Source organism: Kineococcus rubinsiae (genome assembly GCF_011839805.1).
Classification (GTDB): Bacteria; Actinomycetota; Actinomycetes; order Actinomycetales; family Kineococcaceae; genus Kineococcus; species Kineococcus rubinsiae.
This window is the reverse complement of the sequence record NZ_VWPY01000035.1, coordinates 1-21,072: the sequence shown is the minus strand read 5'-3', so window position 1 is coordinate 21,072 and position 21,072 is coordinate 1. Positions and strand designations below refer to the sequence as shown.

Here is a 21,072-nt window from a genome sequence, read left to right as displayed (position 1 = left end):
CAGGTAGTACCTGCATGATCACGGAGGCACCGGTCAGACGTGCGCCGCGGCCTCCGCGCGCACGATCGGCGCCACCTCGGTGCCGAGGAGCTCGATGGCGTGCAGAACGTCGCGGTGCGGCATCGTCCCCACGCTGACGTGGAGCATGAACCGGTCGATGCCGAGGTCGGCGCGCTGGCGCAGGACCTTCTCCGCCACCTCCTGCGGCGAGCCGACGAGCAGCGCCCCGCGGGGGCTGCGCGCGGCCTCGTAGCTGGTGCGGCTGTAGCGGTGCCAGCCCCGGTCGGCGCCGATGGCGTTCATCGCGACCTGCATGGGCGGGAAGTTCACCTCGACGGCGCGCTGCGTCGTGTCGGCGACGAAGCCGTGCGAGTGCGTGGCCACCCGCAGCACGGACTCGTCGTGCCCGGCCGCGCGCCCGGTCTCGCGGTACAGCTCGACCAGCGGCGCGAACTGCTCGGGCCGCCCGCCGATGATGGCGACCGCCAGCGGCAGGCCGAGCGTCCCGGCGCGCACGACGGAGGCGGGGTTGCCGCCGACGCCGATCCACACGGGCAGCGGGTCCTGCACGGGGCGCGGGTACACGCCGCGGTCGACGATCGCCGGGCGGTGCCCGCCGCGCCAGGTGACCTTCTCCGAGGCGCGCACGGCGAGCAGCAGCTCGAGGTTCTCCGCGTACAGCTCGTCGTAGTCGTCGAGGTCCTGGCCGAACAGCGGGAACGACTCGATGAACGACCCGCGGCCGGCGATGATCTCCGCCCGCCCGCCCGAGAGCCCGTCGAGCGTCGCGAAGTCCTGGAAGACCCGGACGGGGTCGGCCGAGGACAGCACCGTCACCGCGCTCGTGAGGCGGATCCGCTCGGTGCGGGTCGCCGCGGCCGCCAGCACGACGGCGGGGGAGGAGGACGCGTAGTCCGGGCGGTGGTGCTCGCCCAGGCCGTAGACGTCCAGGCCGACCTGGTCGGCGAGGACGATCTCCTCGACGACCTCGCGCAGCCGCTGGGGGTGGGGCATGACCTCACCCGTGCGGGGGTCCGCGGTCGTCTCCGCGAACGAGCTGATCCCGATCTCCACGTCGTCCACCCTCTCAGCGACGCCCCGGCGGCGTCTGCATGAACTCTCAACCACCCGGTCCGGGGGCCTCTTCCCGCGCCGCGGGAGTCTCGCGCGCCTCGCGCCGCAGAGCGGTCGCGGCCGGAAACCCCGTAGATTCCTCCGGTGCCTGGATCCTCCCCCTTCGACGGCGCAGGCTCTCTGCGGGAGGCCTACCAGGCCGTCGACTGGGTCTCGACCTCGCTGGGCGATCCGCAGGGCTGGCCCACCGCCCTGCGCCGGGCGCTGCGCCTCGCGCTCACCACCCGCTTCGCGGTGCTCATCACCTGGGGCCCCGAGCACGTGATGCTCTACAACGAGGCCTACGCTCCGCTCATCGGGGCCAAGCACCCGGCCCTGGGCCGTCGCGCGGCAGACGTCTTCCCCGAGGCCTGGGACGACCTCGGTCCCCTCTTCGACGGCGTCGTGGCGGGTACGGGGGCGACGTGGTCGGAGGACCAGCTGCTCCTCCTGGACCGCCACGGCTTCGCGGAGGAGACCTACTGGACGTTCTCCTTCTCCCCCCTGACCGACGACGACGGGGTCATCCGCGGCGTCCTCGACATCGTCGACGAGACGACCCGCCAGGTCGTCGACCGGCGTCGGCTGGAGCTGCTGGCCCGTCTCGGCGAGCTGACGAGCGACCTCGAGAACTCGGCCGACCTCCCGGCCCGGGCCGTCGAAGTCCTCCTCACGGCCCCGCTGGACCTGCCTGCCGTCGACGTGCGGCTGCCGGGCGCCGACGGCGGGGAGCACCTGCCCGGGCCGCTGGCCACGCTCGGCACCCACGAGGTCCTCGTCGGCGACACCCCCGACGGCCGCCTCGCCTGGCTGCGCCTGCCGGGCGCGCACCCCGGGGCTTCGGGCGTGCTCACGGTCGCGCTCTCGGAGCACCTGGCGCCGGACGGCACGTACCTGGAGTTCCTCCGCCTCGTCGCGGCCGCCCTCGGCAACGCCCTGTCGGTGGCCGCCTCCTACGAGGCGGAGCGCCGCCGCGCCGACCTGCAGGAGGTGCAGGCCGCGCGGCTGCGCAGCCTGGTCGACGTCGCGCAGGCCCTGCCCGACGCGGCCGACGAGGCTGGGGTGCTGGACGTCCTCACGCGCGAGACCGCGGCGCTGCTGCACAGCGACGCCGTGGCGCTGGGCCTGCTGGTGCCCGACGAGGAGGGGCTGGAGCGGCGCCTGCGCCTGTTCGGCCACGACCTCGACCAGGTCGGCGATGCCGTCGCGCGCGCCCTGCGCGGGGCCGCGTCCTACGAGGACGTGCCCTCCGGCGGCAGCGTCGCGGTCCTGCCGCTGCGCACGGCCGACACCGTCACCGGCGCGCTCGGGGTGTCCTGGCGCCGGGCGCGGGACTTCCCCGCCGAGGACCGCGACCTCCTCCAGGTGCTCGCGGCCTCCACGGCGCAGGCGCTGGACCGCATCCGCGCCTCCCGCGCCGAGCGGCAGGCCGCCGAGGCCGTCCGCTCGCTCGCGGAGACGCTGCAGCGCAGCCTGCTGACGGCTGCGCCGCAGCCGGAGGAGCTGCAGATCGCCGTCCGCTACCTGCCCGCGGCCGAGCACGCCCAGGTGGGCGGCGACTGGTACGACGCGTTCCTGACCTCCGCCGGCGCGACCTGCGTGGCCATCGGCGACGTGACCGGCCACGACCAGGAGGCCGCCGCGGCCATGGGCCAGGTCCGCAACCTGCTGCGGGGCATCGGCTACAGCCTCGAGGTGTCGCCGGCCTCAGCGCTGACGTCGCTGGACCGGGCCATGCGGGACCTGGGCGTGGGCGCGCTCGCGACGGCCGTGCTGGCCACCGTCGAACGCATCGAGGGCACCCAGACCTGGCGGATGCGCTGGACCAACGCCGGGCACCCCCCGCCCCTGGTCGTCGCGGGCGGGCAGGCGCACCTGCTGACGACCGAGCCGGACCTGCTGCTGGGCCTGGAGGCGGACTTCCCGCGCGCCGACCACGTGCACGGCCTGCCGCCGGGCGCGATCGTCGTGCTCTACACCGACGGGCTCGTCGAGCGCCGCGGCGAGTCGGTGGAGGAGGGCCTGCAGTGGCTCGTCGAGGCGACGACGGGCATGGGGGACCTGACGCCCGACGAGGTCTGCGACGCGCTGCTGGCCCTCGTCGACGGTCACACCGACGACGACGTGGCCCTGCTCGCCCTGCGCGTGCGGCCCGTGGTGGGGCCCGCCGGCGCGTAGCCGCCGTCGGCGAGCCCGGCCCACCGCTCGAAGACGTTGCGGTAGGGCCGGTTGCGCGTCACCAGGGCGTTCAGGCCGTACAGGGCCGTGAAGGCCGTGGTGCCCAGCAGGGCGTACTGGTCGGCGTGGCGGAGCTCGTGGCGGCGGCGCTCCGGCCCCCCGAGCCCGCCGTGCAGCCACGCGTTGCCGATCGTGGTGCCGCCGCGCGCGTAGGAGCCGGGCCGCATTCCGGAGCACTCCACGAACAGGTCCGGGCCCAGGACGAACGTCGCCCCGTGCGCCCGGGCCCAGGCGACCGCCAGGGTCGTGGCGGGCAGGTTCCGCCCGGCGCGCGCGACGATCCACGCCCACCGCGCCACCGTCCGCACGTCCACCACCGCGACCACCCCTCAGCGACTCACGGCGTGACGGTGACCGCCGGGCTGAACGCCACGTAGCCCGTGAAGTCGCGCCCGACGCGCTCGACCGCAGACGGCTTCAGGTCCGGGTAGCTCCACGCGCCGTCGGGCGCCGAGCCCTCGGCCGTCGTGACGTCGAAGTACTGCGCCGGTCCCTTCCAGGGGCACGTGTACGGCGTCCGGCTCTCGGTGAAGACGCCCTCGGTCAGCGACGACGGCGGGAAGTAGGGGTTGCCCTCGATGCGGATGACGTCCTCGTCGGCCGCCTCGGCGACCACGACCCCGTTCAGCAGTGCCTTCAACGCGTCCTCCTCGACCGGACCGGACGCGGTCGTCCGGCGCCGTCAGGCTATGCCGGATCCCGCCCGCCGCACGGGGAACCGGGCCACCACCCGGGCCACCACCCGGGCCACCGTCCGGGCGCCACCCCGGGCGGTGGCGGACGGGGTGGGGCCCGTGCCTAGGGTGCCCTCGTGGCGACCCCCGGGTTCAGCGTCGACGACCTGCCGGACCAGCACGGGCGGACCGTGGTGGTGACGGGAGCGAGCAGCGGCATCGGCCGCTCCGCCGCGCGCGCCCTGGCCGGGGCGGGCGCCCGGGTGGTCCTCGCGGTGCGTAACGCCGACCGCGGCCGCGCCGCCGCCGCGACGATGCCGGGCGACACCGAGGTCCGGGTCGTGGACCTCGCGGACCTCGCGTCGGTGCGTGCCTTCGCGGCCGGCTGGGAGGGCCCGCTGGACGTCCTGGTCAACAACGCCGGCGTGATGATGGTCCCGCTGGGGCGCACGGCCGACGGCTTCGAGCAGCAGATCGGCACCAACCACCTCGGCGCCTTCGCGCTGACGCAGCTCCTGCTGCCGCACGTCACCGACCGGGTCGTCGCGGTGTCCTCCTCCGCCCACCGGGCCGGGCGCGTGGACCTGGCCGACCTGAACTGGGAGCGCCGCCGCTACCAGCGCGTCGCCGCCTACGGGCAGTCGAAGCTCGCCAACCTGCTCTTCACCCTGGAGCTGCAGCGCCGGCTCACGGCGGCCGGCTCGGGCGTGCGGGCGCTCGCGGCCCACCCGGGCTGGGCCTCGACGGGGCTGCAGACCCGGTCGGAGAACCGGGCCGCCGTGCTGGCCGGGCGCGCCGCCAACGCGGTCTTCGCCCAGAGCGCCGACGACGGGGCGCTGCCCACGCTGTTCGCGGCGACGCAGGACCTCCCCGGCGGCAGCTACGCGGGGCCGGGGGGCGTGGGCGAGATGCGGGGTGCGCCGACGCTGGTCGGGCGCAGCCGCGACGCCAGCGACACGAGCCTGGCGAAGCGCCTGTGGACGCTGTCGGAGGAGCTGACCGGCACGGCCTGGCCGCTCTGACGCCCGCCCCGCGCGCGGCCCCGACGCGTCGCCGGTGCGCCGGGCACGGCCGGGGATCCGGGAGGATGGGGCCGTGAGCGCACCCGTCGCCGACCCCGCCGCCGGCCCCGCCCGGCCGCCCTTCGGCCTCCTCCTCGACGTCGACGGCCCGATCGCGAGCCCCGTCACCCGCTCCATCAGCGAGCCGGGCGTCCTCGAGGGCCTCCTGGCGCTGGCGTCGGCGGGCGTCCCGATCGTCTTCAACACCGGCCGCTCCGACGCGTTCCTGCGCCTGGAGGTGGTGGAGCCCCTGCTGGCCGCCGGCTTCCCGCCCGGAGCCCGCGTCCACGCCGTGTGCGAGAAGGGCGCCGTGTGGTTCTCGATCACGGCGGCCGGGATGGGCGAGGTCAGCGTCGACGAGAGCCTGGCCGTGCCCGCCGCCTACGGCCAGGCGGTCGAGCGGCTCGTCGACGAGCGCTACTGCGCCACGATGTTCTTCGACCGCACCAAGCGCGCCATGGTCTCCGTCGAGCAGCGCCTCGACGTCACGGCCGGGCAGTACCTGGAGCAGCGGCACGCCTTCGACGCCGACGCCCTCGAGGCCTTCGGGGTCCTCGGCCTCGGAGCCCGCTGGCTGGACGAAGTCCGCCCCGACGCCGCGGGCCGCGTCGACTACCGCGTGGACCCGACGATCATCTCCACCGACGTCGAGTCGGTCCTGCTGGGCAAGGACCGGGGCGCCGAGCGCGCGCTGGAGCTCCTCGCGACCGACGGGCCGATGCCGCTGGCGTGGCGCACGGTGGGCGACTCGCGCACGGACTACGCGATGGCCGACTGGCTGCACGCGCAGGGCCTGGAGGTGGCGCACGTCGACGTCCGCCCGGTCGACGGCGTCCCGGCGACGCCGTACCCGGTGCTCGCCGCCCAGCGCAGCACGAACGACGTGGCCGGCGCCGCGTGGCTCACCCGGCTCGTCGCCGTGGTGCGCGGCGAGGCCGCCGACGACGCGGGCTTCGACGACCACCTGCCGCAGGCGGCCCCGGGTAGCCTCGCGGCCGAGCGAGGGAGCGCCGCGTGAGCGATCAGACCGACACCCAGCACGTCGACACCCAGTACGAGGACCTGCTGCGCCACGTCCTGGAGCACGGGACGCCGAAGTCGGACCGCACGGGGACGGGCACGCGCAGCGTCTTCGGCCACCAGATGCGCTTCGACCTCTCGAAGGGCTTCCCGCTCGTCACGACCAAGCGGGTGCACTTCCGCTCGATCGCCCAGGAGCTGCTGTGGTTCCTGCGCGGGGAGTCCAACGTCGGCTGGCTGCGCGAGCGCGGCGTGACCATCTGGGACGAGTGGGCCGACGCCGACGGCGAGCTGGGCCCCGTCTACGGCGTGCAGTGGCGCTCGTGGCCGACCCCGGGCGGCGGCTCGATCGACCAGATCGCCCAGGTCCTCGAGACGCTGCGCACCGACCCGGACTCCCGCCGCATGGTCGTCTCGGCCTGGAACGTCGCCGAGGTGCCCTCGATGGCCCTGGCCCCGTGCCACGCGCTGTTCCAGTTCCACGTCGCCGACGGCCGGCTCTCCTGCCAGCTCTACCAGCGCTCCGCGGACCTCTTCCTCGGCGTGCCGTTCAACATCGCCAGCTACGCCCTGCTCACCGTGCTCGTCGCGCAGCAGGTCGGGCTGGAGCCGGGCGACTTCGTCTGGACGGGCGGGGACTGCCACGTCTACGACAACCACGTCGAGCAGGTCCGCGAGCAGCTGACCCGCACCCCGTACCCGTTCCCGACCCTGCGGGTGCGCCCGGCGGCCTCGCTGTTCGAGCACACCTACGAGGACTTCGAGGTCGTGGACTACCGGCACCACCCCTCGATCAAGGCGCCGGTGGCGGTCTGAGCGGGAGCCCGCGGTGATCGGCCTGGTCTGGGCCGAGGCGGCCAACGGGGTCATCGGCGCCGACGGCGCGCTGCCCTGGCGCATCCCCGAGGACACGGCGCACTTCAAGGCCCTCACGTCGGGCTCCACCGTGGTCATGGGCCGCGCGACGTGGGAGTCCCTGCCCCCGCGCTTCCGGCCCCTCGCCGAGCGCCGCAACGTGGTGCTGACCCGCCGCGCGGACTACGAGGCGCCCGGCGCCGAGGTCGTGCACGACCTGGCGGCGGCGCTCGCGGGCTCCGGCGACGTCTGGGTCATCGGCGGCGGCGAGGTGTACCGGGCGGCCCTGCCGCACGCCGACCGCCTCGTGGTCACCGAGCTCGCCGACGCCTTCCCCGGCGACGTCACGGCCCCCGACCGGGGCGACGGCTGGGCCCTGGACCACCGCGACCCCGCCGAGGGCTGGCGGACCTCCCGCACGGGGGCCCGGTTCCGCATCTCCACGTACGTCCGCAGCGCCACGCACGTCCGCCGAGGCTCGTCCGTCCGCTGACAGCCGCGAAACCCTCGCGGCGCGCGGGCCCGTGTGCGACGCTCGCTCATCGGGCCGTCCTCCGGCCCCGGCAGCGAGGAGCACGTCGTGACTCTCGTCCTCTCCCTCCTGGTCATCGTCGCGGTGGCGGCCCTCGTCGGCCGCGTCGCCGGGCGCTCGCGGCCCGGTGAGCGCCACTCCTCGACGGGCTCCGCGTGGTCCGGCGCCGACCTCGGCGACGGCGTCGACCTCACGGACGGCTCCGTGCCGCACCACGGCGGCTTCGGCGGCCACTCCCACTCCCACGGCCACTCCGCGGGCCACGACGGGGGCGGCTGGGGCGGTGGCTGGGGCGGCGACTCCGGCGGGTCCGCCGGGGGCGACTCCGGCGGTGGAGGCGGCGGCGGGAACTGACCGCCCCCTCCCCGGGATGGATCACGCGGGCGCGGACGTTGGCGCCCGTGGAACGTCCGTCGGGGTGGGGAGAGCGCTGTGCTGGTCGAGGTCTGGTCCGACGTCGTGTGCCCGTGGTGCTACGTCGGCAAGCGCCGCTTCGAGGCCGCGCTGAGCCGCTTCGAGCACCGCGACGCGGTCGAGGTCCGCTGGCGCTCCTTCCAGCTCGACCCCACGACCGTCTCCGCGCCCGGCAGGGCCGACGGCCCGGGTGACGGCCACGCGCGCTCCCTCGCGGCCAAGTTCGGCATGCCGCTCGCCGAGGCGACCCGCCTGGTGGACGACATGACCGCGACGGCCGCGGCCGAGGGCCTGGACTTCCACCCCGAGCTGCAGGTCGCGGCGAACACCGTCGACGCCCACCGCCTCCTGCACCTGGCCGCCGACCGCGGCGTGCAGGGCGCCGTGAAGGAGCGGCTGCTGCGGGGGAACTTCACCGAAGGCGAGGCCCTGGGCGACCGGGACACCCTCGTCCGGCTCGGCGCCGAGGCCGGGCTCGACGCGGACGAGGCGCGGACCGTCCTCGCGGGCGACCGCTACCTGGCCGAGGTTCGCGCGGACATCGCCGAGGCGGCGGCCCTCGGTGCCCGCGGGGTGCCGTTCTTCGTCGTGGACCGCCGCTACGGCGTCGCGGGCGCGCAGCCCGCCGAGCAGTTCCTCGCCGTGCTGGAGCAGGCCTGGTCCGAGCGGACCCCCGTCGTGCTGACGCCGGCCGGCGTCGACGCCGACGCGTGCGGCCCGGACGGCTGCGCGATCTGACGCCCGGCCGTCCGACCCGGGCGGCCCTCAGTCGACGTCGACGCCGAAGTCCGTGGCGATCCCGCGCAGCCCGTCGGCGTAGCCCTGGCCGACGGCCCGGAACTTCCACTCGCCGCTGTAGCGGTACACCTCGCCGAAGACCATGGCCGTCTCGGTCGAGGCGTCCTCGCTCAGGTCGTAGCGCACGACCTCGCTCTCGTCGGCTTGGTCGACGAGCCGGATGAACGCGCCCGCCACCTGCCCGAAGCTCTGCCGCCGCGCCTGCGCGTCGTGGATCGAGACGGCGAAGACGACCTTCTGGCACTCGGCCGGCACGACGGAGAGGTCGATGTCGATGACCTCGTCGTCGCCCTCGCCCGCGCCCGTGCGGTTGTCGCCCGTGTGGTGCACCGAGCCGTCGGGGCTGTCGAGGTTGTTGTAGAAGACGAAGTGCGCGTCGGAGAGGACCTTGCCGTTCGCGCCCAGGAGCAGCGCGCTCGCGTCGAGGTCGAAGTCGAGCCCCGTCGTGGTCCGGGCGTCCCACCCGAGGCCCACGTGGGCCCGCACGAGGTTCGGTGCGACCTTCGACAGGGAGACGTTGCCGCCCTTGGCCAGCGTGACGCCCATGGTTCCGTGCTCCTCCCGCGCGCCGCGGCCGGCGCCCCGAGCCGAAGCTAGCCGACGCGGCTGGACGGCGCCTCGGGGGTGGCCGGACCCGGCCGGCGGGGGGCGGCCGGGATGATCACCGACCGGCGGGTGGTTGCACGGGCGAACCGTCACCGCACCCCGCGAGGAGCACCGTGAGCACCCGGCCCGTCCGCCTGCCCCCCGCCACCGGCTTCTGGGCCGTCGCCGCGACGCTGACGGTGCTGCTCGCCGCCTCGGCCGCGCCGTCACCCCTGTTCCCCGTCTACGAGGACCGCTGGGGGCTCGGCCCGACCGCGGTCACCCTCGTCTTCGCCGTCTACGCGGCGACCCTGCTCCTCACCCTCCTCACGGCCGGCTCGCTGTCGGACCACCTCGGCCGCCGTCCCGTGGCGCTCGCGGGCGTGCTCGGGGTGGTGGCGGCCACGGTCCTGTTCACCCGGGCCGACTCGGTGGGCTGGCTGCTCGCGGCGCGCGCGCTGCAGGGCGTGAGCACCGGGGCGGCGATCGGCTCGCTGGGTGCCGCCCTGCTCGACCTGCAGCGCCCCGGCCGCCAGCTGGCGCAGCTCGTCAACGGGGCGGCCCCGCCGGTCGGCCTCACCCTCGGCGCCCTCGGCTCGGGCCTGCTCGTGCAGTTCGCCCCGGCCCCGACGCGCCTGGTCTACGTGGTCTTCGCGGCCCTGCTGCTGCTGTGCGCCGCGGCGCTGTGGTTCCTGCCCTCGACCGCCGAGCGCGTGCCGGGCGCCCTCGCCTCGCTGCGCCCGACGGTCGCGGTGCCGGCCGCCACCCGCCCCGCGCTGCTGCACGCCGCCCCGGCCTTCGTCGGCAGCTGGGCGCTGGGGGGCCTGTACCTCTCCCTCGGACCGTCGCTGGCCGCGCAGGTCCTCGGCCGCGGCGACCACCTCGTCGGCGGGCTCGTCGTCGCCTCGGTGGCCGGGGTGGGGGCGCTCGTCGGCGTCCTCAGCCGGCACGCCGACGCGGCCCGCGTCGTGGCCCTCGGCTCGGCGGCCTTCGTGGTGGGGCCGCTGCTGCTGGTCGTGGCGCTCGAGCAGCGCTCGACGGCCGGGTTCTTCCTGGGGGCCGCGCTGTCCGGGGTCGGCTTCGGCGCCGGCTTCCAGGGCGCGCTGCGGACCGTCCTGGCCACCGCCCCCGCGGCCGGGCGGGCGGGCGTCCTGTCGGCCGTCTACGTGCTCAGCTACCTGGCCTTCGGCGTCCCGGCCGTCGTCGCGGGCCTGCTCGCCCCCACCACCGGCCTCGAGCGCGCCACCGACGGGTACTCCGCGCTGGTCGTGGTGCTCGGCGTCCTCGGCCTCGTCCTCGCGGGGCGGGCGGCGCGCAGCGCCCGGGCGCAGCGGGTGCGCGGCGGGGAGCCGGGGCTGCCGCCGCTGCCCGGCGCCTGAGGGTCGCGCCGCGACGTCGTGGCCCCCGGACGGGGGGCTGAGAGGCGGCGGTCACGTGCCCGAAACGTGTCGAGCATGACAACGGAACGTGCACCTGCTCTGCTGTGCCGGTCCGCACAGCCCGTCAGGTGGAGGGAACAGCGCCCATGGCCACGGCCGACCGCAACTCGGGGGGCTCCCCCGCCCTCGTCAAGAACCAGGGACAGCAGGACTTCTCCCACGAGGACGGGGGCCTGCACAAGGGCCTCAAGAACCGCCAGCTCCAGATGATCGCCATCGGCGGCGCCATCGGCACCGGGCTCTTCCTCGGCGCCGGCGGCCGGCTGGCGACGGCGGGTCCCGGGCTGTTCATCGTCTACGGGATCTGCGGCTTCTTCGTCTTCCTCATGCTCCGCGCGCTGGGTGAGCTCGTCCTGCACCGGCCGTCGTCGGGGTCCTTCGTCTCCTACGCCCGCGAGTTCTACGGCGAGAAGGCCGCCTTCGTGGCCGGCTGGATGTACTTCTTCAACTGGGCGATGACCGCGATCGTCGACATCACCGCCATCGCGACCTACATGCACTACTGGCAGACGTTCTCCTCGGCCCCGCAGTGGCTGCTGGCCCTCATCGCCCTGGTCGTCGTCCTGTCCCTCAACCTCGTCAGCGTCAAGATCTTCGGCGAGATGGAGTTCTGGTTCGCGCTCATCAAGGTCGTCGCGCTGACCGCCTTCCTCGTCATCGGCATCGTGTTCCTGGCCGGGCGCTTCCCGATCGAGGGCCAGACGACCGGCCTGTCGGTCGTCTCCGACGCGGGCGGCTGGTTCCCGACGGGCGCCGTCCCGCTCATCGTCGTCATCTCCGGCGTGGTCTTCGCCTACGCGGCCGTGGAGCTCGTCGGCACCGCCGCGGGGGAGACCGAGAACCCCGGGAAGATCATGCCGCGGGCGATCAACACCGTCATCGTCCGCATCGTCGTCTTCTACTGCGGTTCGCTGATCCTGCTCGGGCTCCTGCTGCCCTACACGGCCTACTCCGCCGACGAGAGCCCCTTCGTGACGTTCTTCTCGAAGATCGGCGTCCCCGGCGCGGGCGACATCATGAACTTCGTCGTGCTCACGTCGGCGCTGTCGAGCCTGAACGCCGGCCTGTACTCCACCGGCCGCATCGTCCGCTCGATGGCCATGAACGGCTCCGCCCCGAAGTTCACGGCCAAGCTCAACAAGGGCGGCGTGCCCTTCGGCGGCATCCTCATCACCGGCGCCATCGCCGTCCTCGGCGTCGTCCTGAACGCCGTTGCCCCGGGCAAGGCGTTCGAGATCGTCCTGAACGCCTCGGCGCTCGGCATCATCGCCAGCTGGGGCACGATCGTGCTGTGCCAGCTGCGGCTGCACAGCTGGTCGAAGAAGGGGATCGTCGACCGCCCGTCCTACCGGCTGTTCGGCGCCCCGTACACGGGCTACCTCGTGCTGGCGTTCCTCGTGGCCGTGCTCGCGATCATGGCCTACGACGAGGACAGCCGGCCCACGGTCCTCTCGCTCGTCGTCATCATCCCGCTGCTCGTCGTCGGCTGGTTCTCCGTGCGCAAGCGCGTCCTCGCCGCGGCCGAGGAGCGGATGGGCTACACCGGCGAGTTCCCGGTCAAGGCCGACCGGCCCCGCCGCGACTGACGGTCGCCTCCGCGCCCGACGGCCGGGCACCCCCGCGGGGGTGCCCGGCTGTCGTCGTTCCCGGACGGTTCCACGCCGATCCTGCGAGGCGGGCCGCTGAACCGGTTCGGCGCCGCGACGCTCCGGAACAGGGCCCGGGCGCCCGGCGGGCCCTACTGTCGGAGGTGACGGACGGCGTCCCGCCGCCCCGCTCCACCCGACGGCGCGTGGAGCACCCTGTCGAGGCCCCCGAGGACCCCCTCCCGCATGACTGCTGTCTCCACCCCCGTCGCCGCCGCACGCCGCTCCACGGTCGGACTCGTCGTCCTCCTGGGCTCCATGGCCGCGCTGTTCGCCGTCACCATCGACCTCTACCTGCCCTCGCTGCCCCAGGTGGCCACCGACCTCGGGACCACGGCCGCGCAGGCGCAGGTCACCATCACGGGCGTCCTGGTCGGGGCGGGCTTCGGCCAGCTCCTGGTCGGCCCGCTGAGCGACGCGTTCGGCCGGCGCCGGCCCGCGCTCGTCGGCTTCTCGGTCTACGTCGTGGCCTGCCTGCTGTGCAGCACGGCGCAGAGCCTCGAGGCGCTGACGCTGTTCCGCGTCCTCGCGGGTGTCGGGGCCTCGGCCGGGTCCGTCATCGGCATGGCCGTCGTCCGCGACCTCTTCGTCGGCCCGGTCGCGGCCAAGCTGATGTCCCGCCTCGTCCTCGTCATCGGCGTCGCGCCCCTGTTCGCGCCGACGGTCGGCGGTGCGCTCGCGGGGCTGTGGGGGTGGCGGGTCGTGCTGGCCCTGCTCGTCGTCGCGGGCCTGGCGGTCTTCGTCGCCGTGTGGCGCCGGCTGCCGGAGACCCGGCCGCAGCCCACCGCCGCCGCCGGTCGGCCGGCCGCGTCACCGGCCGCTCGCGTGGGGCGGGCCTTCGCCGCGTACCTCCCGCTGCTGCGCGACGTCCGCTTCCTCGGGCTCGCGGTCGTGCCGGGCCTGACCATGGCGCTGATCCTCAGCTACGTCTCGGTGTCCCCGTTCGTCTTCAGGGAGGGCTTCGACCTCACCTCCGGGCAGTTCGCGCTGCTGTTCGCCGTCAACGGCACCGCCCTGGTCGGAGGGTCGCAGCTGAACGCGGCGCTGGTCGAGCGCTTCGGCTCGCAGGCCCTCCTGCGCACGGGCGTGCTGCTGTCGCTGGTGTTCGCCGCCGCGCTGCTGTGGGTGGTGCTCAGCGACGTGCACTCCCTGGTGGCTCTCGTCGTCCCGCTGTGGTTGCTGCTCGGCAGCAGCGGCCTGGTCACGCCCAACGCGGTCACGCTCGCCCTGGAGCCGCACGGGGCCAGCGCCGGCTCCGCCGCGGCCCTGGTCAGCGCGCTGCAGTCCGGCGTCGGTGGCCTCGTCAGCACGCTGACCGCGGTGGCCGGCGGCGACGCCACGGCGATGGCCGTCGTCATGGTGGGCGCCACGGTGGGCAACGGCCTGCTGCTGGCCGTGGCCGCGCACCGCTCAGGTCGTAGGCTCCGAGCATGAGCTCGACTCCGGACCAGCGACCCCCCGCGACGGGCTTCGACGAGACCGTCCGCCCCCAGGACGACCTGTTCCGGCACGTGAACGGGCACTGGCTGGCGACCACCGAGATCCCCGACGACCGCGCGGTCGACGGCGCCTTCATCCGGCTGCGCGACGAGGCCGAGGCCCAGTCGCGCGCCATCGTCGAGGAGTCCGCCGCCGCCGACGCGGCGCCGGGCACCGTCCAGCGCAAGATCGGCGACCTGTTCGCCAGCTTCATGGACACCGAGCGCATCGAGGCGCTGGGCGTCTCGCCGCTGGCCTCGGAGCTCGCGGCGGTCGACGCGGTCACCGACGTGGACGGGCTCGTGCGCCGGCTCGGCGCCTTCGAGCGCTCGGGCGTCGGCGGGCCGTTCGCCTACTGGGTCGACACCGACGCGGGCGCCTCGGAGAACTACGTCGTCTACGTGACGCAGTCGGGCCTCGGCCTGCCCGACGAGTCGTACTACCGCGAGGAGCAGTACGCGGAGATCCGCGCCGCGTACCAGGCGCACGTCGCGACGGTCCTGGAGCTGGGCGGCCGCCCGGACCCGGCGGGCAGCGCGGAGCGCGTCCTGGCGCTGGAGACGACGCTCGCGAGCCACCACTGGGACCGCGTGCGCAACCGCGACGCGAACCTCACCTACAACAAGGTCGACCGCGCCGGGCTGCAGGACCTGCTGCCGGGCGTCGACCTCGCGGCCTGGCTGGACGAGGCCCGGCTGCCCGCGTCCGCCTTCGCCGAGGTCGTCGTGCGCCAGCCCAGCTACCTGCAGGGCGCGGCCGCGGTGCTCACGGGCACCGACGTCGGCACGTGGCGCGAGTGGCTCGCGTGGCGGGTCCTGCACCAGGCCGCGCCCTTCCTGCCGGCCGCCTTCGTCGACGCCAACTTCGCGTTCTACGGCACGACGCTGACCGGCGCGCCGCAGCTGCGCGAGCGGTGGAAGCGCGGCGTCGGGCTCGTCGAGGGCAACCTCGGCGAGGCGCTGGGCGAGCTGTACGTCGAGCGGCACTTCCCGCCGGCCGCGAAGGCCCGCATGGAGGAGCTCGTCGCCAACCTGGTCGAGGCCTACCGCCAGGACATCGAGGCGCTGGACTGGATGACGCGGGAGACGAAGGACCGGGCGCTGGAGAAGCTGTCCCAGTTCACGCCGAAGATCGGCCACCCGGACACGTGGCGCGACTACTCCGCGCTCGAGGTCGACCGCGAGGACCTGCTGGGCAACGTCCGCCGCGCGTTCGCCTTCGAGGTGGACCGCGAGCTCGCCAAGCTGGGCGCGCCCGTGGACCGCTCCGAGTGGTTCATGACGCCGCAGACGGTGAACGCCTACTACAACCCGGGGATGAACGAGATCGTCTTCCCGGCGGCGATCCTGCGGCCCCCGTTCTTCGACCTCGACGCCGACGACGCCGCGAACTACGGCGGCATCGGGGCGGTCATCGGCCACGAGATCGGTCACGGCTTCGACGACCAGGGCGCCAAGTACGACGGCCTCGGCAACCTCCGCGACTGGTGGACCGACGCCGACCGCGAGGAGTTCGGCCAGCGGACCGCGGCGCTCGTCGCGCAGTACGACGCGCTCGAGCCGCCCGAGACCCCGGGCCAGCACGTCAACGGCGCCCTGACCGTGGGCGAGAACATCGGCGACCTGGGCGGCCTGACCATCGCGCACAAGGCCTACGCCATCTCCCTGGCCGGGGCCGAGGCGCCGGTCGTGGACGGCCTGACGGGCCCGCAGCGGCTCTTCGTCGGGTGGGCCCGGGTGTGGTGCGGCAAGGTGCGCCCGGCCGAGGTCGCCCGCCGGCTCGCGATCGACCCGCACTCCCCGCCGGAGTTCCGCTGCAACGCCGTCGTGCGCAACCTCGAGGAGTTCCACGAGGCGTTCGGCGTCCAGCCCGGCGACGGGCTCTGGCTCGACGAGGCGGACCGCGTCCGCATCTGGTGATGCGCGCCTGACGGGGTTGGGGGCGGCTCAGCCGGGCCGCCCCACCCGGTCCCGGCCGGCCTCCTTCGCCGCGTAGAGGGCCCGGTCGGCGGTGAGCAGCAGGTCGTCGGGGGTGCTGCCGTGCTCGGGGCTGGCGGCCACGCCGGCGCTGAGGGTGACGCGCAGCCGCACCCCCGCGGCGACGAGCTGGAGCTCTGCGCACGCCGCGCGCAGCTGCTCGGCGCGCGCGGCCGCGGCCGTCGCGTCGTGGTCGGGCAGGACGACGACGAACTCCTCCCCGCCGTAGCGGACGACGTCGTCGTAGCGCGCGGTGCGGCGCAGGGCCTCCGCGACGGCGATGAGGACGCGGTCGCCCACGGCGTGCCCGTGGGTGTCGTTGATGCGCTTGAAGTGGTCGACGTCCAGGAGCACCACGGCCGTCGGCCGCCCCTCGGGCCGGGCCCGCTCGAGCGCGCCGCTGAGGTCCTCGGAGAAGCGCCGCCGGTTGCGCAGCCCCGTCAGCGGGTCGCGCGTGGCCTCTTCGGCGAGGTCGGCGCGCAGGCGGTCGATGGTGGCGACGTGCGCGTGCAGCTGGTCGTTGGCGCGCTCCAGCGCCCGCTGCTGGGCGAGCTGCGCGCTGACGTCGCGCGCCACGACGAGCCGGCCGAGGCGTTGCCCGCGCCGGTCGTGGATGGGGCGGGTGCGCACGTCGAGGCTGACGCCGGCGGCGACCTCGACGACGGCGGCGCCCGCGGGGTCCCCGACCGCCGCGGCGAGCACCGGCCCGCCGAAGTCCACGAGGTCGCGGCCCACGGCGTCGGCGGCGGGCAGGCCGGCGAGCAGCGGCAGCAGCGCGGCCGCGGCCGGGTTGAGGTCCACGAGCCGGTCGGTGCGGTCGATGACGAGGACGGCGTCCTCGATGGTGTCCACGACGAGGCTGCGGGCCACGGGCAGGAGCCGCAGCAGGTCCTGGCGCAGGACGGCCCAGCTGAACAGCAGGCCGGTCACGGCGAAGCTCACGGGCGTGAGGTCGACGGGGAACCAGACCGGCGGCAGCGCGTTGACGGCGACGTTGCAGGCGACGGGGGCGCCGAGGGCCACGAGCATGGTCGTCAGCTGGCGGCGGGCCTGCCCGGTCGCCCGGCGCCGGGCCCGCACCAGCGCCAGCCCCCCGGAGGCGATGACGAGGTAGCTGTAGGCGGAGTGCACCCAGAACGCCCAGCCGGCCGTGGTCGTGCGCGTCGGCGGGTCGCCCGTCGCGGAGACGGTCGCGTGGAAGACGTGCAGCCAGGGGTCGAGCGCGAGGACGACCATCAGGAGCGCGGGCTCGACGAGCAGCAGGCGCCGCCACCGCGGCACCCCGCCCCGCGTGACGACGTCGGCGAAGCGCCGGATGGCCACCACGGTCGCGGCCACGCCGGCGAACTGCGGCAGCACCAGCAGGGCCTGGACGCGCAGCGGGACGCCCGCGTGGGCGACGGCGACGCTCGCGCCCCAGAGGGTCACCGACGCCAGGCCGGCGACGAGCGGCCCGGCCGCGGGGGCGCCCGTGCGCCGTCGCCAGCACAGCACCGCCGTGACGGCGGTGACCGCCGACGCGACGGCGACGAGCACGGCGAGCCCCGGCATCCGCCCGACCGTCCTCTCCCCGGGCGCCCGTCCCCGACGGGCGCGTCGTCCGGGTCATCGACCGGCGCGGCTCCCGGCCTGAGACGCCGTCCGGGTGGTCCGCGCCACCGTCCGGACGCCGGCGCGGCCGGGACGACCCGTCAGCGGGGGCGGGTCGGCGGTCCCGGGGGCAGGCGGGGGTGCAGGAGGTGCGCGACGAGCGCGGTCCAGCCGGTCTGGTGGGTCGCGCCGAGGCCCTCGCCGGTGTCGCCGTCGAAGTACTCGTTGAACGACGGGTGCTGCGACCACAGCGGGTCGTCGGAGGCCTCGATGCGCTGGCCGTCCGCCGGGCGCCGGCCGTCGACGGGCCGGAACAGGGACACGAGGCTGTTGTCGACGAGGTCGGCCGCCTCGACGAGGGTGATCCGCGTGCCGGAGCCCTTCGGGACCTCCAGGGTGAGGGAGTCGCCGAAGAAGCGCCCGTAGGTGCGCAGCTTGTCCGCCAGCAGCACGTTGACGGGGAACCAGATGGGCCCGCGCCAGTTGGAGTTGCCGCCGAAGAGCCCCGTGCGGGACTCGCCGGGCTCGTAGGTGATGGACGAGCTCTGCCCGCTGACCGACGTGGTGATCTCGTCCTTCACGGCGGCCGACAGCGAGCGGATGCCGTAGGTCGACAGGAACTGCTCGCTGTCGAACATGCGCTCGAGGATGCGCACCAGGCGGTCCTGGTCGAGCAGCGAGAGCAGCATGCGGCGCCCGCCGGGGCCGGAGTTGGTCAGCAGCGGCGAGGTGAGGTCCGGGCGCCGCCGCTGCAGCCAGCGCAGCCGCGACGTGAGGTCGGGGCACTCCTCGGCGATCCAGCCGGGCACGTCGGTCGCCCCGAGGATGGGCAGCAGCCCGACCATCGACGGCACCCGCATGGGCTCCGGGGTGCCGTCGGGGTGCAGCAGGACGTCGTAGAAGAAGCCGTCCTCCTCGTCCCACAGCGACACGTCCTGCGACCCGAACTGGTTCATGGCCTGCGCGATGGACAGGAAGTGCTCGAGGAACTTGGTCGCCGCGTCCTCCCACGCCGGGTCGTGGCGCGAGAGCTCCAGGGCGATCTTGAACATCTGCTGGCAGTAGAAGGCCATCCAGCTCGTGGCGTCGGACTGCTCCAGCCGGTAGCCGGGCGGCAGCTTGGCGGAGCGGTCGAACAGGCCGATGTTGTCCATCCCGAGGAAGCCGCCCTCGAAGAGGTTGGACCCGCTGGAGTCCTTGCGGTTGACCCACCACGAGAAGTTCAGCAGCAGCTTGGTGAAGACCCGCACGAGGAAGCCCTGGTCGCGGTAGCCGTCGAGGCGGTAGACGTGCCAGGCGGCCCAGGCGTGCACGGGCGGGTTGACGTCGCCGAAGGCCCACTCGTAGGCCGGCAGCTGCCCGTTGGGGTGCATCGACCACTCGCGGCACATGAGGACGAGCTGCTCCTTGGCGAACTCCGGGTCCACGTGCGCCAGGGGGAGGGTGTGGAAGGCCGTGTCCCAGGCCGCGAACCAGGGGTACTCCCACTCGTCCGGCATGGACACGACGTCGGCCAGCGCCAGGTGCCGCCAGCCGGAGTTGCGGCTGCCCCGCCCGCGCCGGGAGTCGGGCAGGGGCTCACCCGCCGGGTCCCCGTCCAGCCACTGCCGGACGTCGAAGCGGTACAGCTGCTTGGTCCACAGCAGGCCGGCGTAGGCGCGCCGGGCGACGTGGCGGTCCTCCGGGTCCAGGTCGGGATGGATGACGTGCTCGTAGAAGCGGTCGGCCTCGTGGCGGCGGTCGCGCATCACGGCGGCGAAGCCCCGGCCGAAGGTGTCCAGGCTCGGGGGGTTGCGGGACATGCGCAGGTTGACCGTGATGGTCTCGCCGGGCAGGACCTCGTCGAAGCGGTACCAGAAGGCCGCCTTGGTGCCCTGGCGCGCGGGGTTGACGGCCTTGCGGTCGCCCTGCACGATCCGCCGGTCGATCCCGTCCTTGGTGTAGGTCGTGAGGTTGCGCTCGGCGCCGAAGAGCTCGACGGCGTTCGTCTCGTTCTCGCAGAAGAGCACCTCGGGGCTGCCCTCGGCCGTGACGTAGTAGCGGCCCAGGTGGCCGTGCTCGCACTCGACGGCCTCCAGCCCCCCCACGGTGAGGGTGGGCGGCAGGACCTGGTCCATGGTCCCGCGCCGCTTGTCGAGCCCCCAGGACCAGGTGTTGCGGAACCAGATCTGCGGGACGAGGTCCAGCGGTGCCGCGTCGGGGCCGTGGTTGGTCGCCGTGATGGTCAGGCACAGGTCGTCGGGGGAGGCCTTGGCGTAGGTGACCGTGACGTCGAAGAAGCGGTTCTCGTCCAGGACGCCCGTGTCGCCGAGCTCGTACTCGCGCTCGTCGCGCCCGCGCCCGGCGTTCTCCTCCCGCAGCTGCGCGTAGGGGAACTCGGCCTGCGGGTAGCGGTAGAGCCACTGCATCCAGCTGTGCGACGGCGTCCCGTCCAGGGCCCACCAGTACTCCTTGGCGTCCTCGCCGTGGTTGCCCTCGCCGTTGGTGAGGCCGAAGAGGCGCTCCTTGAGGAAGGGGTCCTTGCGGTTCCACAGGGCCACGCCGAGGTTGAGGAAGCCGAAGCGGTCGCAGATCCCGCCGAGGCCGTCCTCGCCCCAGCGGTAGGTGCGGGCCCGCGCCTGGTCGAAGGGGAAGGAGGACCACGCGTCCCCGTCGGCGGAGTAGTCCTCGCGCACCGTGCCCCACTGACGGCCGGCGACGTAGGGACCCCAGAGGCGCCAGGGCCCGTCGGGCCCGGGGGACTCGGCCATGCGGGCGTGCTCGGGACTGAGGTGCTCGGATCCGTCGTGCTGGCTCCCGCTCGGCTGGCTCACCCGCCCATCCTGCCAACACCCGTCCCAGGCATCACCAGGAGCGCGTGGCGTGGCGTGGTGGAGCTGCTCCGGGACCGGACTTGCACCGTCGCCCCCGGACGCGTAGTGTTCTTCCTCGTTGCCCAACGTGCTGGGGCGGCCGCCGGACCTTCGGGTCGGAGGTCGGACAGCCCACCGAGGTGATCATCCCGAGGAACGTCGAAGGGGTGAGGTCTGGCCTCGTGCCGGGCCTGGGAAGAATGCAGGACCGGTCGTGGTTCAGGCCGGAGCGGGAATGTGAGAGCATCGTCCCGCGATCAGCAGGAACCACTCGGGAAACCGGGTGGTCGGGCCGGGTGAGAATCTGGTCTAAGATTGCAGCAAGCCGCTCGGGAAACCGGGTGGTGAGGCCGGGAGAGATTCTGGTCTAGACTGGGAAAGGCGCTGAAGATACTGCTTCACGGTGGTCGAACAGTGGTCGTCCGGTTCTTGAGAACTCAACAGTGTGCCAAGTGTTGATGCCAATTTGTTAACCCTGGGCATCTGGTGGTCTGGTCCTGCGTTGTGTGGGGCCAGGTGGCTGGGTGTTGAGGATTCCTTTGGTGTTGTGCCTTCCCTGGTTCGTCAGTGGGCTGGTGAGGTTATGATGCCGGGTGAAATGGTTCTCTAATGATTTTTCAACGGAGAGTTTGATCCTGGCTCAGGACGAACGCTGGCGGCGTGCTTAACACATGCAAGTCGAACGGTGAAGCCCTTCGGGGTGGATCAGTGGCGAACGGGTGAGTAACACGTGAGCAACCTGCCCCTGGCTCTGGGATAACCATCGGAAACGGTGGCTAATACTGGATACGACCCACGAT

General features: G+C 74.1%; 17 protein-coding genes and 1 rRNA gene. 12 read left to right on the top strand and 6 right to left on the bottom strand.

The genetic code is table 11. The features are described 5' to 3' along the window. Nucleotides 1-33: 33 nt before the first annotated feature. On the bottom strand, nucleotides 34-1,074 hold the full coding sequence (locus tag F1544_RS15805; protein ID WP_167587036.1) for an LLM class flavin-dependent oxidoreductase: 1,041 nt from the start codon (nucleotides 1,072-1,074) through the stop codon (nucleotides 34-36). Nucleotides 1,075-1,218: 144 nt separating this feature from the next. Here F1544_RS15805 and F1544_RS25885 point away from each other — a divergent pair, with 144 nt between their 5' ends. Continuing rightward, the gene (locus F1544_RS25885; protein WP_167587035.1) at nucleotides 1,219-3,291 is read left to right on the top strand and encodes a PP2C family protein-serine/threonine phosphatase; all 2,073 of its coding nucleotides are present in this window, start codon (nucleotides 1,219-1,221) and stop codon (nucleotides 3,289-3,291) included. Here the strand turns inward: F1544_RS25885 and F1544_RS15795 are convergent. Together F1544_RS15795 and F1544_RS15790 are read right to left on the bottom strand one after the other, a co-directional pair. Continuing rightward, entirely contained in the window at nucleotides 3,222-3,668 is a 447-nt protein-coding gene (locus F1544_RS15795; protein WP_208971989.1) for a hypothetical protein, read from the bottom strand. The genes F1544_RS25885 and F1544_RS15795 overlap by 70 nt on opposite strands. 20 nt (nucleotides 3,669-3,688) lie before the next feature. Next, on the bottom strand, nucleotides 3,689-3,991 hold the full coding sequence (locus tag F1544_RS15790; RefSeq protein WP_167587034.1) for a DUF427 domain-containing protein: 303 nt from the start codon (nucleotides 3,989-3,991) through the stop codon (nucleotides 3,689-3,691). Between the two features lie 171 nt (nucleotides 3,992-4,162). Between F1544_RS15790 and F1544_RS15785 the strand changes: the two genes are divergently transcribed. From F1544_RS15785 to F1544_RS15760, 6 genes are all read left to right on the top strand, one after another. Further along, nucleotides 4,163-5,047, top strand: a complete 885-nt coding sequence (locus tag F1544_RS15785) for an oxidoreductase (protein WP_167587033.1) — start codon at nucleotides 4,163-4,165, stop codon at nucleotides 5,045-5,047. Nucleotides 5,048-5,120: 73 nt separating this feature from the next. Further along, nucleotides 5,121-6,104 carry an HAD family hydrolase gene (locus F1544_RS15780; RefSeq protein WP_167587032.1) on the top strand — a complete coding sequence of 328 codons (984 nt, stop codon included), beginning with the start codon at nucleotides 5,121-5,123 and terminating at the stop codon, nucleotides 6,102-6,104. Further along, nucleotides 6,101-6,922 carry a thymidylate synthase gene (locus F1544_RS15775; RefSeq protein WP_167587031.1) on the top strand — a complete coding sequence of 274 codons (822 nt, stop codon included), beginning with the start codon at nucleotides 6,101-6,103 and terminating at the stop codon, nucleotides 6,920-6,922. Before F1544_RS15780 ends, F1544_RS15775 begins: the two co-directional genes overlap by 4 nt. Nucleotides 6,923-6,935: 13 nt before the next feature. Continuing rightward, nucleotides 6,936-7,454, top strand: a complete 519-nt coding sequence (locus F1544_RS15770) for a dihydrofolate reductase (RefSeq protein ID WP_167587030.1) — start codon at nucleotides 6,936-6,938, stop codon at nucleotides 7,452-7,454. A gap of 87 nt (nucleotides 7,455-7,541) precedes the next feature. After that, the gene (locus F1544_RS15765) at nucleotides 7,542-7,847 is read left to right on the top strand and encodes a pilus assembly protein (RefSeq protein WP_167587023.1); all 306 of its coding nucleotides are present in this window, start codon (nucleotides 7,542-7,544) and stop codon (nucleotides 7,845-7,847) included. 78 nt (nucleotides 7,848-7,925) lie between these two features. Then, on the top strand, nucleotides 7,926-8,645 hold the full coding sequence (locus F1544_RS15760) for a DsbA family oxidoreductase (protein ID WP_167587029.1): 720 nt from the start codon (nucleotides 7,926-7,928) through the stop codon (nucleotides 8,643-8,645). Between the two features lie 27 nt (nucleotides 8,646-8,672). Here the strand turns inward: F1544_RS15760 and F1544_RS15755 are convergent, their stop codons facing one another. Next, complete coding sequence (locus F1544_RS15755; protein ID WP_167587028.1) at nucleotides 8,673-9,251, bottom strand: TerD family protein; 579 nt, start codon at nucleotides 9,249-9,251, stop codon at nucleotides 8,673-8,675. Between the two features lie 173 nt (nucleotides 9,252-9,424). Here F1544_RS15755 and F1544_RS15750 point away from each other — a divergent pair, with 173 nt between their 5' ends. From F1544_RS15750 to F1544_RS15735, 4 genes are all read left to right on the top strand, one after another. Then, a complete protein-coding gene (locus F1544_RS15750; protein ID WP_167587027.1) occupies nucleotides 9,425-10,669 on the top strand; it encodes an MFS transporter in 1,245 nt (414 codons plus the stop codon). A 146-nt stretch (nucleotides 10,670-10,815) separates the two neighbouring features. Further along, the gene (locus F1544_RS15745) at nucleotides 10,816-12,315 is read left to right on the top strand and encodes an amino acid permease (protein ID WP_208971988.1); all 1,500 of its coding nucleotides are present in this window, start codon (nucleotides 10,816-10,818) and stop codon (nucleotides 12,313-12,315) included. A gap of 246 nt (nucleotides 12,316-12,561) precedes the next feature. After that, entirely contained in the window at nucleotides 12,562-13,809 is a 1,248-nt protein-coding gene (locus tag F1544_RS15740; protein ID WP_167587026.1) for a multidrug effflux MFS transporter, read from the top strand. Further along, nucleotides 13,806-15,773, top strand: coding sequence for a M13 family metallopeptidase (locus tag F1544_RS15735; RefSeq protein WP_167587025.1), 1,968 nt, complete (start codon nucleotides 13,806-13,808; stop codon nucleotides 15,771-15,773). Before F1544_RS15740 ends, F1544_RS15735 begins: the two co-directional genes overlap by 4 nt. Before the next feature lie 27 nt (nucleotides 15,774-15,800). Here the strand turns inward: F1544_RS15735 and F1544_RS15730 are convergent, their stop codons facing one another. Beyond that, the gene (locus F1544_RS15730; RefSeq protein WP_167587024.1) at nucleotides 15,801-17,381 is read right to left on the bottom strand and encodes a diguanylate cyclase; all 1,581 of its coding nucleotides are present in this window, start codon (nucleotides 17,379-17,381) and stop codon (nucleotides 15,801-15,803) included. Between the two features lie 140 nt (nucleotides 17,382-17,521). Then, on the bottom strand, nucleotides 17,522-20,170 hold the full coding sequence (locus tag F1544_RS15725) for an MGH1-like glycoside hydrolase domain-containing protein (protein WP_167587058.1): 2,649 nt from the start codon (nucleotides 20,168-20,170) through the stop codon (nucleotides 17,522-17,524). Nucleotides 20,171-20,889: 719 nt separating this feature from the next. Here F1544_RS15725 and F1544_RS15720 point away from each other — a divergent pair. Further along, nucleotides 20,890-21,072: ribosomal RNA gene (locus F1544_RS15720) — 16S ribosomal RNA — on the top strand; the annotation flags it as partial.

What these genes read in the sequence shown, in the direction of transcription:
- F1544_RS15755 (WP_167587028.1), bottom strand. Translation starts at nt 9,251, where the DNA reads ATGGGCGTCACGCTGGCCAAGGGCGGCAACGTCTCCCTGTCGAAGGTC.
- F1544_RS15745 (WP_208971988.1), top strand. Translation starts at nt 10,816, where the DNA reads ATGGCCACGGCCGACCGCAACTCGGGGGGCTCCCCCGCCCTCGTCAAG.
- F1544_RS15740 (WP_167587026.1), top strand. Translation starts at nt 12,562, where the DNA reads ATGACTGCTGTCTCCACCCCCGTCGCCGCCGCACGCCGCTCCACGGTC.
- F1544_RS15735 (WP_167587025.1), top strand. Translation starts at nt 13,806, where the DNA reads ATGAGCTCGACTCCGGACCAGCGACCCCCCGCGACGGGCTTCGACGAG.
- F1544_RS15730 (WP_167587024.1), bottom strand. Translation starts at nt 17,381, where the DNA reads ATGCCGGGGCTCGCCGTGCTCGTCGCCGTCGCGTCGGCGGTCACCGCC.
- F1544_RS15725 (WP_167587058.1), bottom strand. Translation starts at nt 20,170, where the DNA reads ATGGCCGAGTCCCCCGGGCCCGACGGGCCCTGGCGCCTCTGGGGTCCC.